The sequence below is a fragment of the Streptomyces synnematoformans genome, from assembly GCF_039531005.1.
In the GTDB taxonomy this organism is placed as follows: domain Bacteria; phylum Actinomycetota; class Actinomycetes; order Streptomycetales; family Streptomycetaceae; genus Streptomyces; species Streptomyces synnematoformans.
In genome coordinates this window covers 1-21549 of record NZ_BAAAPF010000104.1, presented here as the reverse complement: position 1 = coordinate 21549, position 21549 = coordinate 1, and the positions used below count along the sequence as shown (strand labels likewise).

The window sequence follows — 21549 nt, the reverse complement described above, 5'->3', positions numbered from 1 at the left end:
GCCACGCCGGTGGTGGCTTCCTTCGGCCGGGAGGGCTTCGAGGTGCGGGTACGGTTGCCGCTGCCGGTGGCCGGCGACGCGGACGCGGGCCGGAAACCCGACGGCGCGGGCGCGGGCCCGGCTCGGACGGCGCGGGCGACGGGCGCGGCGACCGGTGAGGCGCGCCGGGTGCCCGGCTGCCGGCGCCGGGGGCCCGGCGAGGCGATCAAGGAGCAGGGGTGAGCGAGGTCCCGCCGCCGCGGGTGCGGCCGATCCGGGTGGTGCTGGCCGACGACCACGCGCTGATGCGCAGCGCGTTCCGGGTGCTGGTCGACTCCGAGCCGGACATGGAGGTGGTCGGCGAGGCGGGCGACGGCGCGGAGGCGGTGCGGCTGGTCCGCGAGGAGCGGGCGGACCTGGTCCTGATGGACATCCGGATGCCCGGCAGCGACGGCCTGACCGCCACCCGGGCGATCTCCGCGGACGACGGCCTGCGCCACGTGCGCGTGGTGATCCTGACGACCTTCGAGGTCGACGAGTACGTCATCGAGGCGCTGCGCGCCGGCGCCTCCGGCTTCCTCGGCAAGGGGGCGGAGCCGGACGAGCTGCTGGCCGCGATCCGGGTGGCCGCGGACGGCGAGGCGCTGCTGTCCCCGGCGGCGACGCGGGGGCTGATCGACCGGTTCCTGGCCGGCGGCGACGCGCCGGCCGGCGGCCCGGCCGACGGCGCCGAGGGGACGGGCGCGACGGAGCGGCTCGGCGCCCTGACGAGCCGGGAGCGCGAGGTGCTGAGCCTGGTCGCGCGCGGCCTGGCGAACGACGAGATCGCCGAGCGGCTGGAGGTCAGCCCGCTGACCGTGAAGACGCACGTCAACCGGACCATGGCCAAGCTCGGCGCCCGCGACCGCGCCCAGCTGGTCGTCCTGGCCTACGAGTCGGGCCTGGTCCGCCCCGGCGGCCGGACCGCGGACCCGTAGCCGCCGGCGGGGCGGCCCAGGGCCTGTCGTCAATCTCCCGTCTGCGGCGCGACGCCTGGCACGCACGCTCGCTGCGTTGTCGGGATCGACCGAATAGGCCCACTATGCGGTCGACCCTCCGCCTTGCGATCGCACGCACCAGCCGCCGCGCCGCCCGCCCTGCGGGCGAACGACGCGAGACTGACGACAGGCCCTAGAGGAACAGCCCCGAAGGGATGTACGGCGCCGGCGGCCGCATGCCCCGTACGCACACATAGCCCGCCGTCGTCAGCTCAAGACCCGCCGCGAGGCCCACGTCCACGGCCCACTCCTGATCGGCCGTCAGCCGCCCGATCCGCGCCGCCGCCCCCGGCGCCAGGCTCAGCAGCGCCGCCGTCAGCAGCCGCGCCGCGATCCGCCGCGACGTCGCCGCCAGCAGCTCGACCCGGCCGTCGCGGAGGTACGCGTACCCGCTGCCCGCGAGGTCGTCGGAGACGAGGCACCGGTAGTGGCGCAGCAGCTCGGTGTGGTCCGGGCCGTGGGCGCCGCCGCGCAGCCTGCGGTCGACGGAGTCCATGAGGTCGCGCAGCCCCGGCCCGCCCTCGACCACCGCGCCCGTCGGCGGTTCGAGACCGGCGTGGTCGACGGTGCCGCGCAGCCGCATCGCGGGGTGCAGGGTGAGCCCCGCGGCGCGGTAGGCGCGGGCGGCGTGCGGGTGGCGGGAGCCGCAGACGAGGCCGCGCAGGCAGCCCCGCCCGTAGGCGAGCGTGCGCGCGAGCAGCGCCTTGCCCAGCCCCTTGCCCTGCGCCTCCGGCGTGACGACCAGCAGCGACAGCCCCCAGGTGCCCTCGCGTCTGGTGGACAGCGCCGCGCCCGTCGGCTGCCCCGAGTCGTCCATGGCCAGCCAGCAGCCGCCGGGGTCGGTGCGGGCCAGGTGCCGTACGACGCTGCGCAGGAGGATCGCCTGGTTCTCGTCGCCCTCGACCGGCGGGTCGCCCTTGGCGGCGGCCGAGGCGGCGAACGCCGCGTCGGTGGTGAGGCGTACGGCCTCGGCGTCGTCCTTCGAGTCGCGGACCTGGCGCAGGATCATGAGGTCAATCCTCTGCCCTGCGCCGGGCCCGCGTCACCCCCGTACCCCGCGGGGCGTCAGGGCAGCGCCAGCATCCGCTCCAGCGCCAGCTTGGCGAAGTGCTCGGTCTCCTTGTCGACTTCGATGCGGTTGACGACCTTGCCGTCCGCCAGCGACTCCAGCGCCCAGACCAGGTGGGGGAGGTCGATGCGGTTCATGGTGGAGCAGAAGCAGACGGTGCGGTCGAGGAAGACGATCTCCTTGTCGGGGTGCTGCTTCGCGAGCCGGCGGACGAGGTTCAGCTCCGTGCCGACGGCCCACTTGGAGCCGGCGGGGGCCGCGTCCAGGGCCCTGATGATGTGCTCGGTGGAGCCCACCTGGTCGGCGGCGGCGACCACCTCGTGCTTGCACTCGGGGTGGACCAGCACGTTCACGCCGGGGATCCGGGCGCGTACCTCGTCCACCGAGTCGAGCGAGAAGCGGCCGTGTACGGAGCAGTGGCCGCGCCACAGGATCATCTTCGCGGCGCGCAGCTGCTCGGCGGTCAGGCCGCCGTTCGGCCGGTGCGGGTTGTAGACGACGCAGTCGCCGGGGGCCAGGCCCAGGTCGCGTATCGCGGTGTTGCGGCCGAGGTGCTGGTCGGGCAGGAACAGCACCTTGCCGCTCCCGCCGGCGCGCTGGGCGAACGCCCAGTCCAGCGCGCGCCGGGCGTTGGAGGAGGTGCAGATGGTGCCGCCGTGCCGGCCGGTGAACGCCTTGATGTCCGCGGAGGAGTTCATGTACGACACGGGGACGGTGACGTCCGCCACACCGGCCTCGGTCAGCACGTCCCAGCACTCGGCGACCTGTTCGGCGGTGGCCATGTCGGCCATGGAGCAGCCGGCGGCCAGGTCGGGCAGGACGACCGCCTGCGCGTCGGAGGTGAGGATGTCCGCCGACTCGGCCATGAAGTGCACGCCGCAGAAGACGATGTACTCCGCCTCGGGGCGGGCGGCGGCCTGCTGCGCGAGCTTGAACGAGTCGCCGGTCACGTCGGCGAACTGGATGACCTCGTCGCGCTGGTAGTGGTGGCCGAGGACGAAGGCCTTCTCGCCCAGCCGCTCCCGGGCCGCGCGGGCGCGTTCGACCAGCCCGGGGTCGGAGGGCGCGGGCAGGTCGCCGGGACAGTCGACGCCGCGCTCGCTGGCGGGGTCCGCCGCGCGCCCGAGGAGGAGCAGGGCGAGGGGCGTGGGGGTCACATCAAGGTCCTGGGCGGTGGTCACAGCGCACTCCACCCTTTCTCTTCGGCTCTCGGCGGGCTGCCGACGCATCCTTTTTCGTCAGATTGACATTATTAATCATAACCCCTTCGCGTCAGGTTGACGATGGTGCTCGCGTCAATGTGACGAATGCCGCCGTGCCCACCCGCCGGGCCGCCGGCGGATGACCCGAGGTGGTGGCGTGTGCGAGCATGAAAGGAGCAAGAAAACGCGCGCCCGGCCGGAATGAATCGGGAGCGCGGCCGGTTGGACTCGATCGGCAAGCAGTCCACAACCCGGGAGACATACGAATGACCGTTCAGGGCGAGACCACCGCAGTCGACGGCATCATTCTGTCCGACGCCGCTGCGGCGAAGGTCAAGAGCCTGCTGGAGCAGGAAGGCCAGCCGGATCTCAAGCTCCGCGTCGCCGTTCAGCCCGGTGGCTGCTCGGGCCTGCGCTACCAGCTCTTCTTCGACGACCGCGACCTCGACGGCGACGTCGTCAAGGACTTCGGCGGCGTCTCGGTCGTGACCGACCGGATGAGTGCCCCGTACCTGGGCGGCGCGTCCATCGACTTCGTCGACACGATCGAGAAGCAGGGCTTCACGATTGACAACCCGAACGCCACCGGCTCCTGCGCCTGCGGCGACTCCTTCAGCTGACGCACCCGCCCGGAGCGCACGCGGACCCGGGTCCCACGGCGGGCCCCCCGGCCCGTACCGGCATGAGGAAGGCGGCGGAAACCCCCACGGTTCCGCCGCCTTCCGCCTGTGCGGGCGATGCCGCCCGCGGGCAGGTTTCTGCTACTTCGCGGTGACCTTCTCCCCGGTGCCCGCGTCCACGACCGTGCGGCCGTCGAGCGGCGCGGACAGCTCGACCTTCTCGGTGAAGCGCTTCGCGATCTTGATGCAGACCTGGCCCGGCTCCTTCTCCACGCCGGTGACCCGCACCTCCACCCGGCCGCCCGACTCCTCGGCCTCCGCCGCGTAGTCGGTGCACACGCCGCCCCAGAAGTGCAGCTCCAGGGTGCGCCCGGCCACGGAGTACGACTCGACCGCCACGGCGGTCTCCGCCGGTCCGCTCTCCGGCCGCTCCGGCGGCGCCGACGACGGCAGGTCGGGCGCCGCCGGCTCCGCGGGCTCCACCAGGCCCGGCGAGCCCGGCTCGGCGCCGCTGCCGGCGTCGCCGTCGGACCCGCCGCCCGTGCTGGGCTCGGCGCCCGGCGCGGACGTGGGCGGGGCCGGCTGGGGGGTCGGCGTGCCCGGGTCGGCGGTGGTGACGTACTCCGGCGCGACGGCCGGCTGCGGCCACACGATCGTCCCGGGCTTGCCGCCGTGGTACGGGGTCGGCGCGTCCGAGGTCACCTCGAACAGCCACGACGGCACCAGCGTCGGCCGCCCCGCCACCGACTGCGCGGAGAGCCCGAACTCGGCGCCGCGCACCTTGGTCGGCTCCAGCTTGCCGAGGCACGGGTCCGTCTTGCCGACCAGCGGCCTGCCCGGCCCGGTGCCCTTCTCGTACGGCACCGCCGAGGCGCACGCGGGCGCGACCGCCCGGTCCTCGCGGGGACCGTCGGCCGGCTTGTTCAGCTCCTTCAGCGCCTCGTCCGCCGTGATGACCGGGTACGTGTGCCCCTCGGCCGGCTCGGTCAGGTAGCCGTTGCCGCCGCTCACCTGCCCGTCCGCGCCGATCTGCAGCGACGTCTCCCAGCCCGCCGTCGGCAGCCCGCCGACGACCGGCTCGGCGGTCACCGTACGCACCGCCCCGAACGGCTCGGGCAGCGCCACCTCGGCGTCCTGCTGGTCCAGCGCCGCGAGCACCGGCTGCGCGGCCTTCTTCGCCGCGGGCTCCGGCACCGGGTCGCCCGTCCGGTCGAGGGGCAGGTTTCCGGGGGCCGCGCACTCGGTGGTCGACACCGCCGCGCCCGGGTCGCCGTCGGCCGCCTCGCCTCCCTTGTCGGTCTTGTCGGCCTTATCTGTCTCGTCTGTCGTGTCCGGATCCGCCGGTAGTGGGGCCCCGCAGGTGCCCGCGGAGTGCTGCGAGTACGTCCAGGCGCCCGGCGCCTCCGCCGCCACCTGCAGCAGCGGGCCCTGCCCGTCGCGCGAGACGCCGACGCGCCAGCCGCCGCCCTCCTGCCGGGGCTCGCCCGGCAGCCCCAGCGCCTTCGCGAGCCGTGCCACGTCGGCGGCCGCGACCCGGCCCTCCGGCGCGTACACCGGCGCCTCGTCCGGCCCCTCGGGCAGCTCGCCCACGACACGCAGCGGCGTGCCGCCGGCCGACGCGGCGGACTCCATGGAGAGCCCGTCGAAGCGCAGCCCGGGCGGCCCGCCGCCGCTGCCGGAGCCGTCCGAGGCCGCGCCGCCGTCGCCCGTCCGGTCCACGACGTACGCGACGCCGCCGCCGGTCAGCATCACCGCGGCGGCGACGGCGACGGCGGCCAGCACGCCCGGGCGGCGCCGGCCGCCGCCCGGGTCGCCCGGGTCGTCGGCGGAGCGGCCGTCCGGCCCGTGCTCGGCGTGCGCGTGGGCGTACCCGGGCTCAGGCCCGCGCTCGGGGTCGGGCCCGGCCCCTGGGGTGTGCTCGGTGCTCACCGTTCGGCTCCTTCGTCTACGGATGCCGATGGGACGCCGGTCACGCGGATCCGGTTCCCGCCGGGGGAAGCCGACCGGGCGGAACGGTCAGTCGCCGTACTCGGACATGCCGCGGAGCAGGTCCGCGGACGTCGTCGGCACCATGATCCGCGCCAGGCCGCTGATCCGTGCGTCCGGCACGTGCACCGCGGACGTCCGCGCGTGTCCCGACCAGTGCGGCGCCATCCGGGCGCAGTCGGTGCGCAGCTCGGCCAGGCCGCCGTCCAGCTCCAGCGGGGCGGTGCCCGGGAAGGCCGGGGACGGGAGGGGGGTGGCGGAGGCCCGCATGTCCTTCTGCATATCTCGACCGTACGCACCCGCGGTGACGAGTGGTAAGACCTACTATCAGGTAGTTTTGGCCGAGTCGGACGTCTTCGGACGCGCACGTTCAGCCGGTAGCGTGACCAGTACCCGCGTTACCCGCCCCGCCTACAGGAGCGTACGCCGTGCATATTGCCGTTTCCGGCTCCATCGCGACCGACCATCTGATGACCTTCCCGGGTCGGTTCTCCGACCAGTTGGTCGCGGACCAGCTGCATACCGTCTCGCTGTCGTTCCTCGTCGACAAACTGGACGTGCGCCGCGGCGGAGTCGGACCCAACATCTGCTTCGGCATGGGCCAGCTCGGTGCCCGGCCGATCCTCGTCGGCGCGGCCGGCGCCGACTTCGGCGAGTACCGCGACTGGCTGGAGCGGCACGGGGTCGACACCGGCTCCGTACGCATCTCCGAAGTGCTCCACACCGCGCGCTTCGTCGTCACCACCGACGCCGACCACAACCAGATCGGCTCCTTCTACACCGGTGCGATGAGCGAGGCCCGGCTGATCGAGCTGAAGACCGTCGCCGACCGCGTCGGTGGCCTCGACCTGGTCTCCATCGGCGCCGACGACCCCGAGGCGATGCTGCGCCACACCGAGGAGTGCCGCACCCGCGGCATCCCGTTCGCCGCCGACTTCTCCCAGCAGATCGCCCGCATGGAGGGCGAAGGCATCCGCACCCTCACCGAGGGCGCCGCGTACCTCTTCTCGAACGAGTACGAGAAGGGGCTGATCGAGTCCAAGACCGGCTGGAGCGACGCGGAGGTGCTCGCCCGCGTCGGCACCCGGGTGACCACGCTCGGCGCCCGCGGCGTCCGCATCGACCGCGCCGGCGAGGAGCCGATCCTCGTCGGCTGCCCCGAGGAAGAACGCAAGGCCGACCCGACGGGCGTCGGCGACGGCTTCCGGGCCGGCTTCCTGGCCGGGCTCGGCTGGGGCGTGGGCACGGAGCGGGCCGCGCAGCTCGGCTGCATGCTGGCGACGCTGGTCATCGAGACGGTGGGCCCGCAGGAGTACGAGCTGCAGCGCAGCAACTTCGTGGCGCGGTTCACCAAGGCGTACGGGCAGGAGGCCGCCGCCGAGGTGCAGGAGCACCTGCCGGAGAGCGTGCAGGACTAGCCCGGCCGGGACACGTACGCGGGCGCCCGGCGGCGGTACACGCCGGGCGCCCGCGGCCTGCGGCCGTACGCGCCCCGGCCCCGTACGGCCGCCCCGCCCGGCCGGTACGGACCGGCCGCTCAGCTCGTGCGCCGCACCCGGTACCCCGTGCCGCCGCCCGCCGCCGGCTCCTCGCCCACGTACTCCTGCCCGCGCATCTCGCACCACGCCGGGATGTCCAGCCGCGCCGCCTCGTCGTCCGACAGCACCAGCACCGTGCCGCCCACCGGCACCCGGTCGAAGACCTTCGCCAGCTCGATGACGGGGACCGGGCAGCGCCGGCCGAGCGCGTCGACGACCGTCTCGCCGGCCGCCGGGGCCTCCTCCGCCGCACCGCGCGCGGGCGCGCCCAGCTCCGCCCGTACCCCGGCGACCGCGTCCGGCAGCGCCCGCAGGAAGCCCTCCACCTCGTCGGCCGACGTCCCCGGCGGCAGCGACACCCGCACGTTGCCCTCCGACAACACCCCCATGGCCCCCAGCACATGGCTCGGCGTCAGCGTGCTCGACGTGCACGAGGACCCGGACGAGACCGAGAACCCCGCCCGGTCCAGTGCGTGCAGCAGCGCCTCCCCGTCCACGTACAGACAGGAGAAGGTCACCAGGTGCGGCAGCCGGCGCTCCGGGTCGCCCACGACCTCCACGTCCGGCACCGTCTCCGGCACCCGCGCCCGGATCCGGTCCACCAGCGCCCGCAGCCGGGCGCCCTCGGCCGCCGCCTCGGCGCGTACGGCGCGCAGCGAGGCCGCGGTGGCGACGATCGCCGGGATGTTCTCGAACCCGGGGGCGCGGCCCGCCTCCCGCTCGTCGGCCGGGCCCGCGGGCGCGAAGCGCGTCCCCTTGCGCACCGCGAGCAGCCCGACGCCCGGCGGGCCGCCCCACTTGTGCGCGCTCGCCGCCAGCAGCGACCACGGCCCCGCGACCGGCCCCCAGCCCAGCGACTGCGCCGCGTCCACCAGCAGCGGCACCCCCGCGGCGCGGCACTCCTCGGCCGCCTCGGCGACCGGCTGCTCGGTGCCCACCTCGTGGTTGGCGGACTGCAGACAGGCCAGCGCGGTGTCGGCGCGCAGCGCCGCGGCGTACGCCCCGGGCGCCACCCGGCCGCCGCGGTCGACCGGCACGTACGTCACGTCGCCGCCGGCGTCCCCGGCCACCGCGCCGTCGCTCCCGGCCGCCCGGTCCCCGCCCGCCGCCCCGTGGGCCTCGGCCGAATGGAGCACGGCGGAGTGCTCGACCGAGGACACGACCAGGTGCCGGCCGGCGCGGCGCCGGGCCTTGAGGGCCCCGGCGATCCCGTCGTGCACGGCGCGGGTGCCCGAGGGCGTGAACACCAACTCGTCCGGGCGGCAGCCGACCAGTTCCGCCGTGGTCTCGCGCGCCGCGTCCAGCAGCAGCCGCGCGCGGCGGCCCTCCCGGTACAGCCGGGCGGGGTCGGCCCAGCCCTCGTCGAGCGCGGCGAGCAGCGCCTGCCGGGCGATCGGGTGAAGCGGGGCGGACGAGGCGGCGTCGAAGTACGGCACCCGACCACGCTAACGGCCGGTCCGGGCCGCGGGGCCGGGGGCGGCGGCCCGGGCGGCGGCGGGCCGGACGCCGCCCGGGAGCGGCGCCGACGGGGGACCGGCGGGGCCGGGTTGACCGCCGCCGCCACCCCATCGGAGGGCGCCCGGCGCGCCAGGGCACCCTCCCCGAGCGACCCCAAATGGCGTCCAGTAGGGTTTGGTCCGCGTAAACATCAAACCTGCTGCCCGCGCGCACCCGAAGGGACCGTGGGCGAGACTCTCGGGAAGGCGCTACGTGAGTCACAACGGCTCCGACCTCCCCCGCGGCCACAAGGCAGCCGCGGGAGGTACCCGCTCGCCGCGGCGCACGATGCGGCGAAGGCTGCCGCAGGCGCTGGCCGCGGGCCTGGTCCTGGTCACCCTCACCGGTTGTACCTCCGAGGACTTCCCCCGCCTGGGCATGCCCTCGCCGACCACGGAGGAGGCGCCGCGCATCCTCTCCCTCTGGCAGGGCTCCTGGGCGGCCGCGCTGGCCGTCGGCGTCCTGGTGTGGGGACTGATCCTGTGGAGCATCATCTTCCACCGCCGGTCCAGGACCAAGGTCGAGGTTCCGGCCCAGGTCCGGTACAACCTGCCCATCGAGGCGCTGTACACGGTCGTCCCGCTCATCATCGTGGCGGTGTTCTTCTACTTCACCGCGCGCGACGAGAGCGAGCTGCTGGAGACCTCCGAGCAGCCGGACCACGTCATCAACGTGGTCGGCTACCAGTGGAGCTGGGGCTTCAACTACCTGGAGGACGTGGACGGCGACGCCGCCACACCGGCGAAGCGGCCCAAGGAACTGGCCGCCATCCCGGACCGGGACTACGAGGCCGTGCCGGAGGGCGCCGAGGGCGTCTACGACTACGGTGTGCCGGCCAGCGTGAACGAGGACACCGGCAACCCGGGCCCCACGCTGGTCCTGCCCAAGGGCGAGACGGTCCAGTTCGTGCTGACCTCCCGGGACGTCAACCACTCGTTCTGGGTGGTGCCGTTCCTGATGAAGCAGGACGTCATCCCCGGCCACACGAACGTCTTCGAGGTGACCCCCAACAAGGAGGGCACCTTCATGGGCAAGTGCGCCGAGCTGTGCGGCACGGACCACTCCCGGATGCTCTTCAACGTGAAGGTGGTCTCCCCCGAGGAGTACCGCCAGCATCTGCAGGAGCTGGCCGCCAAGGGCCAGACCGGGTCGATCCCGGCGGGCATCGCCCAGACCGACGCCGCTAGGAATGCGGAGACCAACAGGCAATGAGCATCCTCAACGAACCCCGGGGTGCGGCGACCGCGGGCGCAGACGAAGACGTGTACGAGGACGAGGTACCGGCGCGCCGCCGTGAGCCGGGCAACGTCGTGGTCAAGTGGATGACGACCACCGACCACAAGACGATCGGCACGCTCTACCTGGCCACCTCGTTCTTCTTCTTCATCTTCGGCGGCGTCCTGGCGCTGTTCATGCGCGCCGAGCTGGCCCGGCCGGGCTCGCAGGTGATGAGCAACGAGCAGTTCAACCAGGCGTTCACGATGCACGGCACGATCATGCTGCTGATGTTCGCGACGCCGCTGTTCGCCGGCTTCGCGAACTGGATCATGCCGCTGCAGATCGGCGCGCCGGACGTGGCGTTCCCGCGGCTGAACATGTTCGCGTACTGGCTGTACCTCTTCGGGTCGCTGATCGCGGTCGCCGGCTTCATCACGCCGCAGGGCGCGGCCGACTTCGGCTGGTTCGCGTACACGCCGCTGTCGAACGAGGTGCGCTCGCCGGGCGTCGGCGCCGACATGTGGATCATGGGCCTGGCGTTCTCCGGCTTCGGCACGATCCTCGGCTCGGTCAACTTCATCACGACCATCATCTGCATGCGGGCGCCCGGCCTGACGATGTTCCGGATGCCGATCTTCACCTGGAACGTGCTGCTCACCGCCGTGCTGGTGCTGCTCGCCTTCCCGGTGCTGGCCGCCGCGCTGTTCGCGCTGGAGGCGGACCGCAAACTCGGGTCGCACATCTTCGATCCGGCGAACGGCGGTGCCCTCCTGTGGCAACACCTCTTCTGGTTCTTCGGCCATCCAGAGGTGTACATCATCGCGCTGCCGTTCTTCGGCATCATCTCCGAGGTCGTCCCGGTCTTCAGCCGCAAGCCGATGTTCGGCTACATCGGCCTGGTGGCCGCCACGATCTCCATCGCCGGCCTGTCCGTGACCGTGTGGGCGCACCACATGTACGTGACCGGAGGCGTCCTCCTACCGTTCTTCGCCTTCATGACGATGCTGATCGCGGTGCCGACGGGAGTGAAGTTCTTCAACTGGATCGGCACCATGTGGAAGGGATCGCTGAGTTTCGAAACACCGATGCTCTGGTCCATCGGCTTCCTGGTGACGTTCACCTTCGGCGGTCTGACCGGTGTCATCCTGGCCTCGCCGCCGCTGGACTTCCACGTCTCCGACTCGTACTTCGTGGTGGCCCACTTCCACTACGTGGTCTTCGGCACCGTGGTCTTCGCGATGTTCGCCGGCTTCCACTTCTGGTGGCCCAAGTTCACCGGCAAGATGCTGGACGAGACGCTCGGGAAGATCACCTTCTGGACGCTGTTCATCGGCTTCCACGGCACCTTCCTGGTGCAGCACTGGCTGGGTGCGGAGGGCATGCCCCGGCGGTACGCGGACTACCTCGACGCCGACGGCTTCACCGCCCTGAACACCTTCTCGACGATCAGCTCGTTCCTGCTCGGCATGTCGATGCTGCCGTTCTTCTACAACGTGTGGAAGACCGCGAAGTACGGCAAGAAGGTCAAGGTCGACGACCCGTGGGGCTACGGCCGCTCGCTGGAGTGGGCCACGTCCTGCCCGCCGCCACGGCACAACTTCACCTCGCTGCCGCGCATCAGATCCGAATCGCCGGCCTTCGACCTGCACCATCCCGAGATCGCGGCGTCCGAGGCGGTCGGCCACGGCCACGGCGACGGTGAGAAGACGCTCGTCGGGGGCGGCAGCGAAGGGGAAGCCAAGTGAAGATCCAGGGCCATATGTTCGGCTGGCTCGCCGCCTTCATCCTCGTCGCGGCGATCGTCTACGGCTACTGGTCGAAGGAGCCGGTCGGCACCACCGCGCTGTTCCTGGCCTTCGGCCTGGCCGCCATGATCGGGTACTACCTGGTCTTCACGGCCCGCCGGGTCGACACCGGGGCGCAGGACAACAAGGAGGCGGAGGTCGCCGACGACGCCGGCGAGCTGGGCTTCTTCAGCCCGCACAGCTGGCAGCCGCTGTCGCTGGCGATCGGCGGGGCGCTCGCCTTCCTGGGCGTCGTCCTCGACTGGTGGCTGCTGTACTTCTCCATCCCCGTGATCCTGGTCGGCATCTACGGCTGGGTCTTCGAGTACTACCGCGGGGCGGACCAGAACCAGTAGCCCGCACTACCGCACGGGTCCTCCGACGGGGCCGCGGCACGCCGAACGGGTGTCGCGGCCCCCTCGTATGGCCCACACGCCGCGCGCCGGGCGGCGCGGCTGCCTAGCGTGTGATCATGAGCCAAACGCCCCGCCGCCGCACGGCAGTCAGCTGTTCCCTGCTGTTGGTCGCCCTCGCCCCCGGTCTCGCCGCCTGCGGCGCCGGCGGGCATCCGCTGGCCCGGGAGCCGGGGGAGCCCGCCGGGCGGATCACGCTGGCCGGCCTCGGCGGCGACACCCGGCTCGCCGACCCGGCGGACGACCTGAAGGTGACCGCCCAGGGGCAGGCGCGCATCACGGACGTCACGGCCGTGGACGGGCACGGCCGGTACGTGCGCGGCCGGCTGTCCGCCGACGGCCACACCTGGCGCAGCACCGTCCCGCTGGCCGCCCGGTCCCGCTACACCGTCGACGTGAGTACGGAGAGCGACGACGGCGCGCCCGGCCGCAAGCGGCTGACGTACCGCACCTCGGCGGCGAAGGCCAAGAAGCCGATGCAGGTCGAGCTGGGCCCCGACAAGGGCACGTACGGCGTCGGCCAGCCGCTCACGGTGAAGCTCAGCCGGGCGGTGCGGACCCAGTCGGAACGGGCCGTCGTCGAACGCGGGCTGAAGGTCGCCTCGACCCCGCGGGTCGAGGGCGCCTGGTACTGGGTCGGCGACAAGGAGCTGCACTACCGGCCCCGGGAGTACTGGCCGGTCGGCGCCCGGGTCCGGCTGGAGAGCCGGCTGGAGGGCGTGAAGGTGCGCGAGGGCGTCTACGCGGGCGCCGCGAAGCCGGTCGAGCTGAAGATCGGCGACCGCATCGAGGCGGTCACCGACGCCGCCGCGCACGAGATGACGGTCTACCGCAACGGCGAGGAGATCAACACCATGCCGGTCACCACCGGCAAGCCGGGCTTCGAGACCCGCAACGGCAAGAAGGTGGTGCTGGAGAAGCAGCCGCTCGTCCGGATGACCGGCGCCAGCATCGGCGTCGGCGGCACCGCCGAGGACTACGACCTCCAGGTGTCCTACGCGACCCGGGTCACCTGGAGCGGCGAGTACGTGCACGCCGCCCCCTGGTCCGTCGGCTCCCAGGGCGCCGCCAACGTCAGCCACGGCTGCACCGGCATGAGCACCGACGACGCCGCCTGGTTCTTCGAGACCGTACGGCAGGGCGACATCGTGGAGGTCGTCAACAGCTACGGCGAGGACATGGCCCCGTTCGGCAACGGCTTCGGCGACTGGAACCTGTCCTGGACCAAGTGGCAGGAGGGCAGCGCCCTCACGCCGGGCGCCGGCAACGGGGGCTCCCCGGCGGACGCGAACCGCCTCCGGCCCGGGATCTGAAGCGCCGTCGCCCCGCCGCCGCGACGCCGCCCGCGGACGCCGCCGCCGGGCGCCTCCGGCGCCGATCGCCAGCCGCGTCCGCAGCACGCCGGCCAGGCCGTCGGCGAGGGCCGCCGGGTCCACGGGGTGCGCCACGGTGGCCTCCGCCCGGCTCCAGGTGGCCAGCCAGGCGTCCTGCGGGCGGCCGATGAGCAGCAGGACGGGCGGGCAGCGGAAGATCTCGTCCTTGATCTGCCGGCACACGCCCATGCCGCCCGCGGGCACCGCCTCGCCGTCCAGCACGCAGGCGTCGATGCCGCCCCGCTCCAGCTCCGCCAGCACCGCGGGGAGCGTGGCGCACTCGACGTACTCCACCGGCGGCAGATCGGCCGCCGGGCGCCGGCCGGCGGCGAGCCGGACCTGCTCGCGCGTGTTCGCGTCGTCGCTGTAGACCAGCACGTTGACCGGTGCTGCGGCCGTCGACTGCATCGTTCCTCCGGTGGTTCTCGGGCACCGCTCTCAGGGCGGATGCTACTCCGCCCGGGGTGCGGCGGTGCAGTCCAGGGGCGCTCTACGGGGCTTGACACTCCGAACGGGACCCCCCGGAGTGAGGCGGGGATAAGGGACCGACATAATGTCGGACGTGGCGACAGCAACAGCAGTAGAGACCGGGCACGCGCACCCGTCGGTCAACCGGCCGAACCTCACCAGCGTCGGAACCATCATCTGGCTGAGTTCCGAGCTGATGTTCTTCGCGGCCCTCTTCGCGATGTACTTCACCCTGCGGTCGGTGATGGGTGCGGACTTCTGGAAGGAGCACGCAGATGCCCTGAACTTCCCGTTCGCGCTCGGCAACACCACGATCCTGGTGCTCTCCTCGCTCACCTGCCAGCTCGGCGTGTTCGCCGCCGAGCGCGGGGACGTGAAGAAGCTGCGGATGTGGTTCACGGTCACCTTCGTGATGGGCGCCGTCTTCATCGGCGGGCAGGTCACCGAGTACGTGGAGCTGGTGGAGCACGAGGGCATCTCGATCTCCTCCGACGCGTACGGCTCGGCGTTCTACCTGACCACCGGCTTCCACGGACTGCATGTGACGGGCGGTCTGATCGCCTTCCTGCTGGTCCTGGGGCGCACCTACGCGGCCAGACGCTTCACGCACCAGCAGGCGACCGCGGCGATCGTGGTGTCCTACTACTGGCACTTCGTCGACGTGGTCTGGATCGGCCTCTTCGCCACGATCTACATGATCAAGTAACCGGCCGGGGAGCCGGCACCGAGAAGCACACCGACGCTGAAGATCCTGATACCGGGGTAATCCGTGAAAAAGCTCTCCGCACGACGGCGCCATCCGCTGGCGGCGCTCGTCGTCCTACTCATCGCGCTGGCGGCCACCGGGGGGCTGTACGCCACATTCGCGCCCACGGGCAAGGCGCAGGCCGACGAGACAAGCGCAGCACAGTCCCTCGCCGTCGAGGAGGGGCAGAAGCTCTACCGGGTCGGCTGCGCGAGCTGCCACGGCACCGGCGGGCAGGGCTCCAGCGACGGCCCCAGCCTCGTGGGCGTCGGCGCGGCGGCGGTGGACTTCCAGGTCTCCACGGGCCGGATGCCCCTGCAGCAGCAGGGCGCCCAGGCGCCGAAGAAGCCGAACATCTACACCCAGAAGGAGATCGACCAGCTCGCCGCGTACGTCGCCTCCCTGGGCCCGGGCCCGGCGGTGCCCGAGGAGAGCCAGTACGACCCGGCGGGCGGTGACGTCGGCCGCGGCGGCGACCTGTTCCGTAACAACTGCGCGCAGTGCCACAATTTCACCGGCAAGGGCGGCGCCCTGACGGACGGCAAGTACGCGCCGAACATCGACGGCGTCGATCCCAAACACATGTACGAGGCGATGGTGACGGGCCCGCAGAACATGCCGGCCTTCCCCGACGGGGTGCTGACGCCGGAGAACAAGCAGGACATCATCGCCTACCTCGACGAGGTCGGCGGTGACGAGGCCGAGTCGCCCGGCGGGTTCAGCCTCGGCGGCCTCGGCCCCGTGAGCGAGGGTCTGTTCGCCTGGGTCTTCGGGCTCGGGGCCCTCATCGTCCTGACGATCTGGATCGCCGCCCGGACTGCAAAGGCCAGGAAGTCATGAGTAGCCAGGCTGGTTCCGAGAACGAGAACAACGGCGAGCACCTGCCGACCGTCCGGGAGGGCGGCGAGGGCGGCGTCGCGGTCGAGGAGCACGACCCGTTCGCCAACCCCGGCCTGCCGCCGCACGAGCCGCGCAAGCAGGACATCGACGAGCGGGCCGCGAAGCGCTCCGAGCGCACGGTGTCGCTGCTGTTCACGGTCTCGATGCTGGCGACCGTCGGCTTCATCGCCTCGTTCGTCGCCATCGACGTCGACAAGATCGTCTACATCTTCCCGCTCGGCCACATCAGCGCGCTGAACTTCGCGCTCGGCGTCACCCTGGGTCTTGCGCTGTTCTGCATCGGCGCCGGCGCCATCCACTGGTCCCGCACGCTGATGTCCGACGTGGAGATCGTCCAGGAGCGGCACCCGATCGAGGCGACTCCCGAGACCAAGACCCTGGTCAAGAGCGAGTGGCGGCAGGGCACCGAGGAATCGCAGATCGGCAGCCGCAAGATCATCCGGCGTACCCTCCTCGGCGCGCTCACCCTGGTCCCGCTCAGCGGCATCGTGCTGCTGCGCGACCTGGGCCCGCTGCCGGAGACCAAGCTCCGGCACACCATGTGGGACAAGGGCAAGCTGCTCATCAACATGAACACCGACGAGCCGCTGCGCCCCGCCGACATCACCGTCGGGTCGCTCTCCTTCGCCAAGCCCGAGGGGCTGGAGGACGGCGCCCACGACTTCAACAAGGAAATCGCCAAGGCGGCCCTGATGCTCGTCCGGATCCATCCGGGCGACATCAAGGACGCGGAGTCGGCGTCCTGGGGACACGAGGGCATCCTGGCCTTCTCCAAGATCTGCACGCACGTCGGCTGCCCCGTCAGCCTGTACGAGCAGCAGACGCACCACGTGCTGTGCCCGTGCCACCAGTCCACGTTCGATCTCTCCGACGGCGCGCGTGTGCTCTTCGGCCCGGCGGGGCACCCCCTGCCGCAGCTGAAGATCACCGTCAATGACGAGGGCTACCTGTACGCGCTCGGCGACTTCGACGAGCCGGTCGGCCCGAGCTTCTGGGAGCGCGGATGAGCACCACCACGACAGACGCACGGCGCAACCCGCCCGGCAGAGGCGAGAGATTCGCCGACTGGACGGACAGCCGGCTGGGGCTGCACGGCGCCGGCCGGAAGAATCTCCGCAAGGTCTTCCCGGACCACTGGTCCTTCATGCTCGGGGAGATCGCCATGTACACCTTCCTGATCGTGCTGCTGACCGGCGTGTACCTGACGCTGTTCTTCAAGCCGAGCATGGCGGAGCTGACGTACCACGGTTCGTACGCGCCGATGAACGGCGTGCGGATGACCGAGGCGTACGCCTCCACGCTGGACATCAGCTTCGACGTCCGCGGCGGTCTGCTCATCCGGCAGATCCACCACTGGTCCGCGCTCATCTTCATCGCCGCCATGGCGACGCACATGATGCGCGTCTTCTTCACCGGTGCGTTCCGCAAGCCGCGCGAGGTCAACTGGATCTTCGGCTTCACGCTGCTGGTCCTCGGCTGCATCGCCGGCTTCACCGGCTACTCGCTCCCCGACGACCTGCTCTCCGGCACCGGCGTCCGCTTCATGGAGGGCGCGACGCTGGCCACCCCGGTGATCGGCACGTACCTGGCGTTCTTCCTCTGGGGCGGCGAGTTCCCCGGGACGGATATAATCCCACGGTTCTTCGCGGTGCACGTGCTGCTGGTGCCGGGGATCATGCTGGGGCTCTTCGTCCTTCACATCATCCTGGTCTTCTACCACAAGCACACCCAGTACGCGGGCTCGGGCAAGACCGAGGAAAACGTCGTGGGCATGCCCTTCATGCCGGTCTACGTGGCGAAGGCGGGCGGGTTCTTCTTCCTGATCTTCGGCGTGATCACGGTGATCGCGGGGCTGTTCACCATCAACCCGGTCTGGGATCTCGGACCGTACCGACCAGACATGGTCTCCACCGGAGCCCAACCTGACTGGTATATGGGCTGGACCGAGGGGTTGATCCGGTTCATGCCGGGCTGGGAGTGGGTCATCCCGGGCGGGTACACGATCAACTTCGGGGTGTTCATCCCGCTGACGCTCGTGGGCGTCGTCCCGATCATGATGATGGCCTACCCGTTCTTCGAGTCCTGGGTCACCGGCGACCGCCGCGAGCACCACATCCTGGACCGCCCGCGCAACGTGCCGACCCGCACCGGCTTCGGCGTGGCCTGGCTGACCCTGGTCTTCGTGCTGCTGACGGCCGGCGGCAACGACCTGTGGGCCACGCACTTCCACCTGTCGATCAACACGATCACCTGGACCGTGCGGATCGCCTTCTTCGTCGCCCCGGTGCTGGCCTTCTGGATCACCCGGCGCATCTGCCTCGGGCTGCAGCGGCGGGACCGCGAGAAGATCCTGCACGGCCGGGAGACGGGCATCATCAAGCGGCTGCCGCACGGCGAGTTCATCGAGGTGCACGAGCCGCTGCCGCAGGACGAGCTGCACAAGCTCACCGCGCACGACCAGTACGCCCCGCTGGAGCTGGGCCCGTCGGTCGACGACAACGGCGTGGTGCGCAAGCAGAGCCCGGTGCAGAAGCTGCGGGCCCGGCTCTCGCAGGGCTACTTCGGCGAGGCCGGCCAGATCCCGAAGCCGACCCGGCGCGAGTACGAGGAGATCACGAGCGGCCACGGGCACCACTGAGCCCGTCCGCCGCCCGCGGATCGTCGGTGAGGGCCCCCGTCCAGCAGCCGGACGGGGGCCCTTCGGCGTACCCTGCCCCCGATAGGCTGACGCCCGACAGCTGAGACGACCCACGGGATGGTGTGCCATGAGCGTGCAGACGGCAGCAGGAGGCGACAGCTCGGCCGCGCGTTCCTGGCCGGACGTCATCAGCGCGCTGATCGCCGGGCGGGACCTGAGCACCGAGGACACCGCCTGGGCCATGGACCAGATCATGTCGGGCGAGGCCACCAACGCGCAGATCGCCGGGTTCGCGGTCGCGCTGCGGGCCAAGGGCGAGACGGTCGCGGAGCTGTCCGGCCTGGTGCGCACGATGTACGAGCACGCCCACACCATCGACGTCCCCGGCCCGACCGTGGACGTCGTCGGCACCGGCGGCGACCGGGCCCGTACCGTCAACATCTCCACCATGTCCGCGATCGTCGTCGCCGGGACCGGTGCGAAGGTCGTCAAGCACGGCAACCGGGCGGCGTCCTCCGCCTCCGGCGCCTCCGACGTGCTGGAGAAGCTGGGGGTCAACCTCGACCTCACGCCGCAGCGGGTCGCCGAGGTCGCCGGGGAGGCGGGCATCACGTTCTGCTTCGCGGTGAAGTTCCACCCCGCGCTGCGGCACGTCGCGCAGACGCGCAAGGAGCTGGGCGTGGCCACCCCGTTCAACTTCCTCGGCCCGCTCGCCAACCCGGCCCGGGTCGGGGCGCAGGCCACCGGCGTCGCGGACGCCCGGATGGCGCCGATCATGGCCGGGGTGCTGGCCGAGCGCGGCGCGTCCGCGCTCGTCTTCCGCGGCGACGACGGGCTGGACGAGCTGACCACGACCGCCACCTCTCAGGTGTGGCTCGTGCGCGGCGGCGCGGTGCGGCAGGAGACCTTCGACCCGCGGGACGTCGGCATCGACCTGGTGCCGGTGGCGGCGCTGCGGGGCGCCGACGCCTCGTACAACGCGGACGTCGCCCGCCGGCTGCTCGCCGGCGAGACCGGCCCGGTGCGCGACGCGGTCCTGCTCAACGCGGCGGCGGCCCTCACCGCCCTGGACGCCGACGCGGACGGCCCGCTGCCGGACCGGATCGCGGCGGGCATCGTGCGGGCGGCGGAGTCGATCGACTCGGGGGCGGCGCAGCGGGTGCTGGAGCGCTGGGTGGCGGCCAGCAACGGCTGAGGCCGGCGGCGGCTCCCGCCCCGGGGGCTCTTTTCCGTCGTTTCCGGAGAGTTGCGGACAGTCCGGGCAACCGGGTTGCGCCGCGGCTCTCCGGTGCGCATACTCCTGACCAGGTCACGAGCGACAGCGATCAAGGCCCCGGCCCGCTGTCCGGCAACCCTCCGTCCGTGGCGGGGTGCCCCGGGTGATGACCGGGCCGCAGGCAGCGAGGTCTGCGGCAAGCGCGGACCCCTCGCGAACCCAGGGGTCCTGGCCGGCCGAGGGAGTACCGCCGTGAGCAAGCGAATGCGCTAGGGGCCTCCGCCCCGCCGCCGTTGTGCGCGTCCCCCCCCCGTCGTCCGGGCGGCGCGCGTCCTCTGCCGGGCCGTACCGGCCCGCCACCCCGCATCGTCACGTCTGCTCACGGGAGTTCCGCATGTCCGCGTCCACGTCCGCCCCCGCCCCCGGCTGTCTGCCCGTCCTCGGCCGCGACGTCCGCGCCCCGCTCGTCACCGGCGGCGACGCCGAGTACGCCGCCCTCGACTACGCCGCCAGCGCCCCGGCGCTGCAGCGCGTCTGGGACGACGTCGCCGCCTACGCGCCGTACTACGGCAGCGTGCACCGCGGCGCCGGCTACCTCTCGCAGCTGTCCACCGAGCTGTTCGAGTCCAGCCGCGCGACGGTCGCCGGGTTCCTCGGCTGCCGCCCCGACGACCAGGTCGTCTTCACCCGCTCCACCACCGACTCGCTGAACCTGCTGGCGGCGGCGCTGCCGCCGGGCACCGAGGTCTACGTCTTCGAGACCGAGCACCACGCGGCCCTGCTGCCCTGGCAGCACGGCGGGTCCGCGGCCGGCCGGGTCACCGTGCTCCCCGCCCCCGGCAGCCCCGGGCAGGCCGTGGCGGCGCTCGACTCCGCGCTCGCCGCGCGGGTCGGCGACGGGCCGGCGCTGGTGTGCGTCACCGGCGCCTCGAACGTCACCGGCGAGCTGTGGCCCGTACGGGAGCTGACCGCCGCGGCGCACCGGCACGGGGCGCGGCTGGTCCTGGACGCCGCGCAGCTCGCGCCGCACCACCCGGTGGACGTGGCGGACCTCGGCGTGGACTGGGTGGCCTTCTCCGGGCACAAGCTGTACGCGCCGTTCGGCGCCGGCGTCCTCGCCGGCCGGGCGGACTGGCTCCGGGCCGCGCCGCCGTACCTCGCGGGCGGGGGCGCGAGCCGGCGGGTCCTGCGCGCGGCCGGCGGGGGCGTGGACGTCGAGTGGCAGACGACCGCGGCGCGGCACGAGGCGGGTTCGCCGAACGTGATCGGCGCGTACGCGATCGCCTCGGCGTGCCGGGCGCTGACGGAGGCCGGCTTCGACGCGCTGGTGGCACGGGAGCAGACGCTGGTGGCGCGGGTGCTCGCGGGTCTCGCGGAGCTGCCGGGGGTGCGGGTGCTGTCGCTGTTCGGCGCGGACGCGGCGCGGGTGGGGGTCGTCTCGTTCGTGGTCGACGGCTGGAGCAGCCCGCACCTGGCGGCGGCACTGTCGGCGGAGCACGGGATCGGGGTGCGCGACGGGCTGTTCTGCGCGCACCCGCTGGTACGGGCGCTGCTCGGCGACGCCGGCGGGTCCGCCGAGTCCGCCGCGTGCGGGGGCGCCGCGGGCGACGGGGAGCGGCCGCTGAACGCGGTGCGGGTCAGCTTCGGGGCGGGCACGCCGGACGAGCACGTGGACCGGTTCCTGGCGGCGCTGGGGTCGCTGGTGCGCGACGGGGCGCGGTGGCCCTACCGCACGGTGGACGGCCGCTGCGTGCCCGCCGCCGGCGCGGAGCCGGTCGCGGCCTGAGCGGGGCGGCCGGGGTCCGGCCGCGGGGCGGGGTGTGCCCAGCCCCGTACGTCCGCACGGGCGCGAGCGCGTCCGCCAGG

General features: G+C 72.7%; 18 protein-coding genes, 2 pseudogenes and 1 riboswitch. Of the genes and pseudogenes, 14 read left to right on the top strand and 6 right to left on the bottom strand.

All coding sequences use genetic code 11. The annotated features are described in order from the left end of the window. Positions 1-222 (top strand): annotated as a pseudogene (locus ABD317_RS17130) (hypothetical protein); the annotation flags it as partial. Further along, a complete protein-coding gene (locus ABD317_RS17125) occupies positions 219-956 on the top strand; it encodes a response regulator transcription factor (protein ID WP_344290837.1) in 738 nt (245 codons plus the stop codon). The pseudogene ABD317_RS17130 and the gene ABD317_RS17125, both read left to right, overlap by 4 nt. Positions 957-1149: 193 nt before the next feature. On the opposite strand, the gene ABD317_RS17120 is transcribed toward ABD317_RS17125, so the two are convergent. Then, the gene (locus ABD317_RS17120) at positions 1150-2025 is read right to left on the bottom strand and encodes a GNAT family N-acetyltransferase (RefSeq protein WP_344290836.1); all 876 of its coding nucleotides are present in this window, start codon (positions 2023-2025) and stop codon (positions 1150-1152) included. A gap of 56 nt (positions 2026-2081) precedes the next feature. Continuing rightward, complete coding sequence (nadA, locus tag ABD317_RS17115; protein WP_344290835.1) at positions 2082-3266, bottom strand: quinolinate synthase NadA; 1185 nt, start codon at positions 3264-3266, stop codon at positions 2082-2084. A gap of 287 nt (positions 3267-3553) precedes the next feature. Between nadA and ABD317_RS17110 the strand changes: the two genes are divergently transcribed. Continuing rightward, positions 3554-3907, top strand: coding sequence for an iron-sulfur cluster assembly accessory protein (locus ABD317_RS17110; protein WP_027753766.1), 354 nt, complete (start codon positions 3554-3556; stop codon positions 3905-3907). 141 nt (positions 3908-4048) lie between these two features. On the opposite strand, the gene ABD317_RS17105 is transcribed toward ABD317_RS17110, so the two are convergent. Further along, on the bottom strand, positions 4049-5836 hold the full coding sequence (locus ABD317_RS17105; protein WP_344290834.1) for a hypothetical protein: 1788 nt from the start codon (positions 5834-5836) through the stop codon (positions 4049-4051). Positions 5837-5923: 87 nt separating this feature from the next. Then, entirely contained in the window at positions 5924-6175 is a 252-nt protein-coding gene (locus ABD317_RS17100) for a hypothetical protein (RefSeq protein ID WP_037781689.1), read from the bottom strand. A 146-nt stretch (positions 6176-6321) separates the two neighbouring features. On the opposite strand from ABD317_RS17100, the gene ABD317_RS17095 reads away from it, so the two are divergent. Continuing rightward, the gene (locus ABD317_RS17095; protein WP_027753763.1) at positions 6322-7311 is read left to right on the top strand and encodes a PfkB family carbohydrate kinase; all 990 of its coding nucleotides are present in this window, start codon (positions 6322-6324) and stop codon (positions 7309-7311) included. A 119-nt stretch (positions 7312-7430) separates the two neighbouring features. On the opposite strand, the gene ABD317_RS17090 is transcribed toward ABD317_RS17095, so the two are convergent. Further along, positions 7431-8867, bottom strand: a complete 1437-nt coding sequence (locus ABD317_RS17090) for a cysteine desulfurase/sulfurtransferase TusA family protein (protein WP_344290833.1) — start codon at positions 8865-8867, stop codon at positions 7431-7433. Positions 8868-9141: 274 nt separating this feature from the next. Here ABD317_RS17090 and ctaC point away from each other — a divergent pair, with 274 nt between their 5' ends. From ctaC to ABD317_RS17070, 4 genes are all read left to right on the top strand, one after another. After that, entirely contained in the window at positions 9142-10140 is a 999-nt protein-coding gene (gene ctaC / locus ABD317_RS17085) for an aa3-type cytochrome oxidase subunit II (RefSeq protein ID WP_027753761.1), read from the top strand. Then, the gene (gene ctaD / locus ABD317_RS17080) at positions 10137-11891 is read left to right on the top strand and encodes an aa3-type cytochrome oxidase subunit I (protein WP_344290832.1); all 1755 of its coding nucleotides are present in this window, start codon (positions 10137-10139) and stop codon (positions 11889-11891) included. Before ctaC ends, ctaD begins: the two co-directional genes overlap by 4 nt. Continuing rightward, positions 11888-12286 carry a cytochrome c oxidase subunit 4 gene (locus tag ABD317_RS17075; RefSeq protein ID WP_344290831.1) on the top strand — a complete coding sequence of 133 codons (399 nt, stop codon included), beginning with the start codon at positions 11888-11890 and terminating at the stop codon, positions 12284-12286. The genes ctaD and ABD317_RS17075 overlap by 4 nt, the downstream gene beginning before the upstream one ends. Positions 12287-12402: 116 nt before the next feature. Continuing rightward, on the top strand, positions 12403-13656 hold the full coding sequence (locus tag ABD317_RS17070; RefSeq protein WP_344290830.1) for a L,D-transpeptidase: 1254 nt from the start codon (positions 12403-12405) through the stop codon (positions 13654-13656). Between the two features lie 57 nt (positions 13657-13713). Here ABD317_RS17070 and ABD317_RS17065 read toward each other — a convergent pair. After that, positions 13714-14124, bottom strand: a pseudogene (locus ABD317_RS17065) (hypothetical protein); the annotation flags it as partial. Between the two features lie 145 nt (positions 14125-14269). On the opposite strand from ABD317_RS17065, the gene ctaE reads away from it, so the two are divergent. The 6 genes from ctaE to ABD317_RS17035 all read left to right on the top strand — a co-directional run bounded on the left by ctaE (position 14270) and on the right by ABD317_RS17035 (position 21469). After that, entirely contained in the window at positions 14270-14890 is a 621-nt protein-coding gene (gene ctaE / locus ABD317_RS17060; protein ID WP_027753756.1) for an aa3-type cytochrome oxidase subunit III, read from the top strand. Between the two features lie 63 nt (positions 14891-14953). Continuing rightward, positions 14954-15769 (top strand): cytochrome bc1 complex diheme cytochrome c subunit, encoded by an 816-nt coding sequence (gene qcrC / locus ABD317_RS17055; protein WP_027753755.1) that lies wholly within the window; start codon positions 14954-14956, stop codon positions 15767-15769. After that, the gene (gene qcrA / locus ABD317_RS17050; protein WP_344290829.1) at positions 15766-16836 is read left to right on the top strand and encodes a cytochrome bc1 complex Rieske iron-sulfur subunit; all 1071 of its coding nucleotides are present in this window, start codon (positions 15766-15768) and stop codon (positions 16834-16836) included. The genes qcrC and qcrA overlap by 4 nt, the downstream gene beginning before the upstream one ends. Further along, positions 16833-18467, top strand: coding sequence for a cytochrome bc1 complex cytochrome b subunit (gene qcrB, locus ABD317_RS17045; protein WP_344290828.1), 1635 nt, complete (start codon positions 16833-16835; stop codon positions 18465-18467). Before qcrA ends, qcrB begins: the two co-directional genes overlap by 4 nt. Before the next feature lie 127 nt (positions 18468-18594). Next, positions 18595-19662 carry an anthranilate phosphoribosyltransferase gene (gene trpD, locus ABD317_RS17040; RefSeq protein ID WP_027753752.1) on the top strand — a complete coding sequence of 356 codons (1068 nt, stop codon included), beginning with the start codon at positions 18595-18597 and terminating at the stop codon, positions 19660-19662. A 112-nt stretch (positions 19663-19774) separates the two neighbouring features. Further along, a riboswitch (SAM riboswitch) is annotated at positions 19775-19892 on the top strand. Between the two features lie 185 nt (positions 19893-20077). Then, on the top strand, positions 20078-21469 hold the full coding sequence (locus ABD317_RS17035) for an aminotransferase class V-fold PLP-dependent enzyme (RefSeq protein ID WP_344290826.1): 1392 nt from the start codon (positions 20078-20080) through the stop codon (positions 21467-21469). Positions 21470-21549 lie beyond the last annotated feature (80 nt).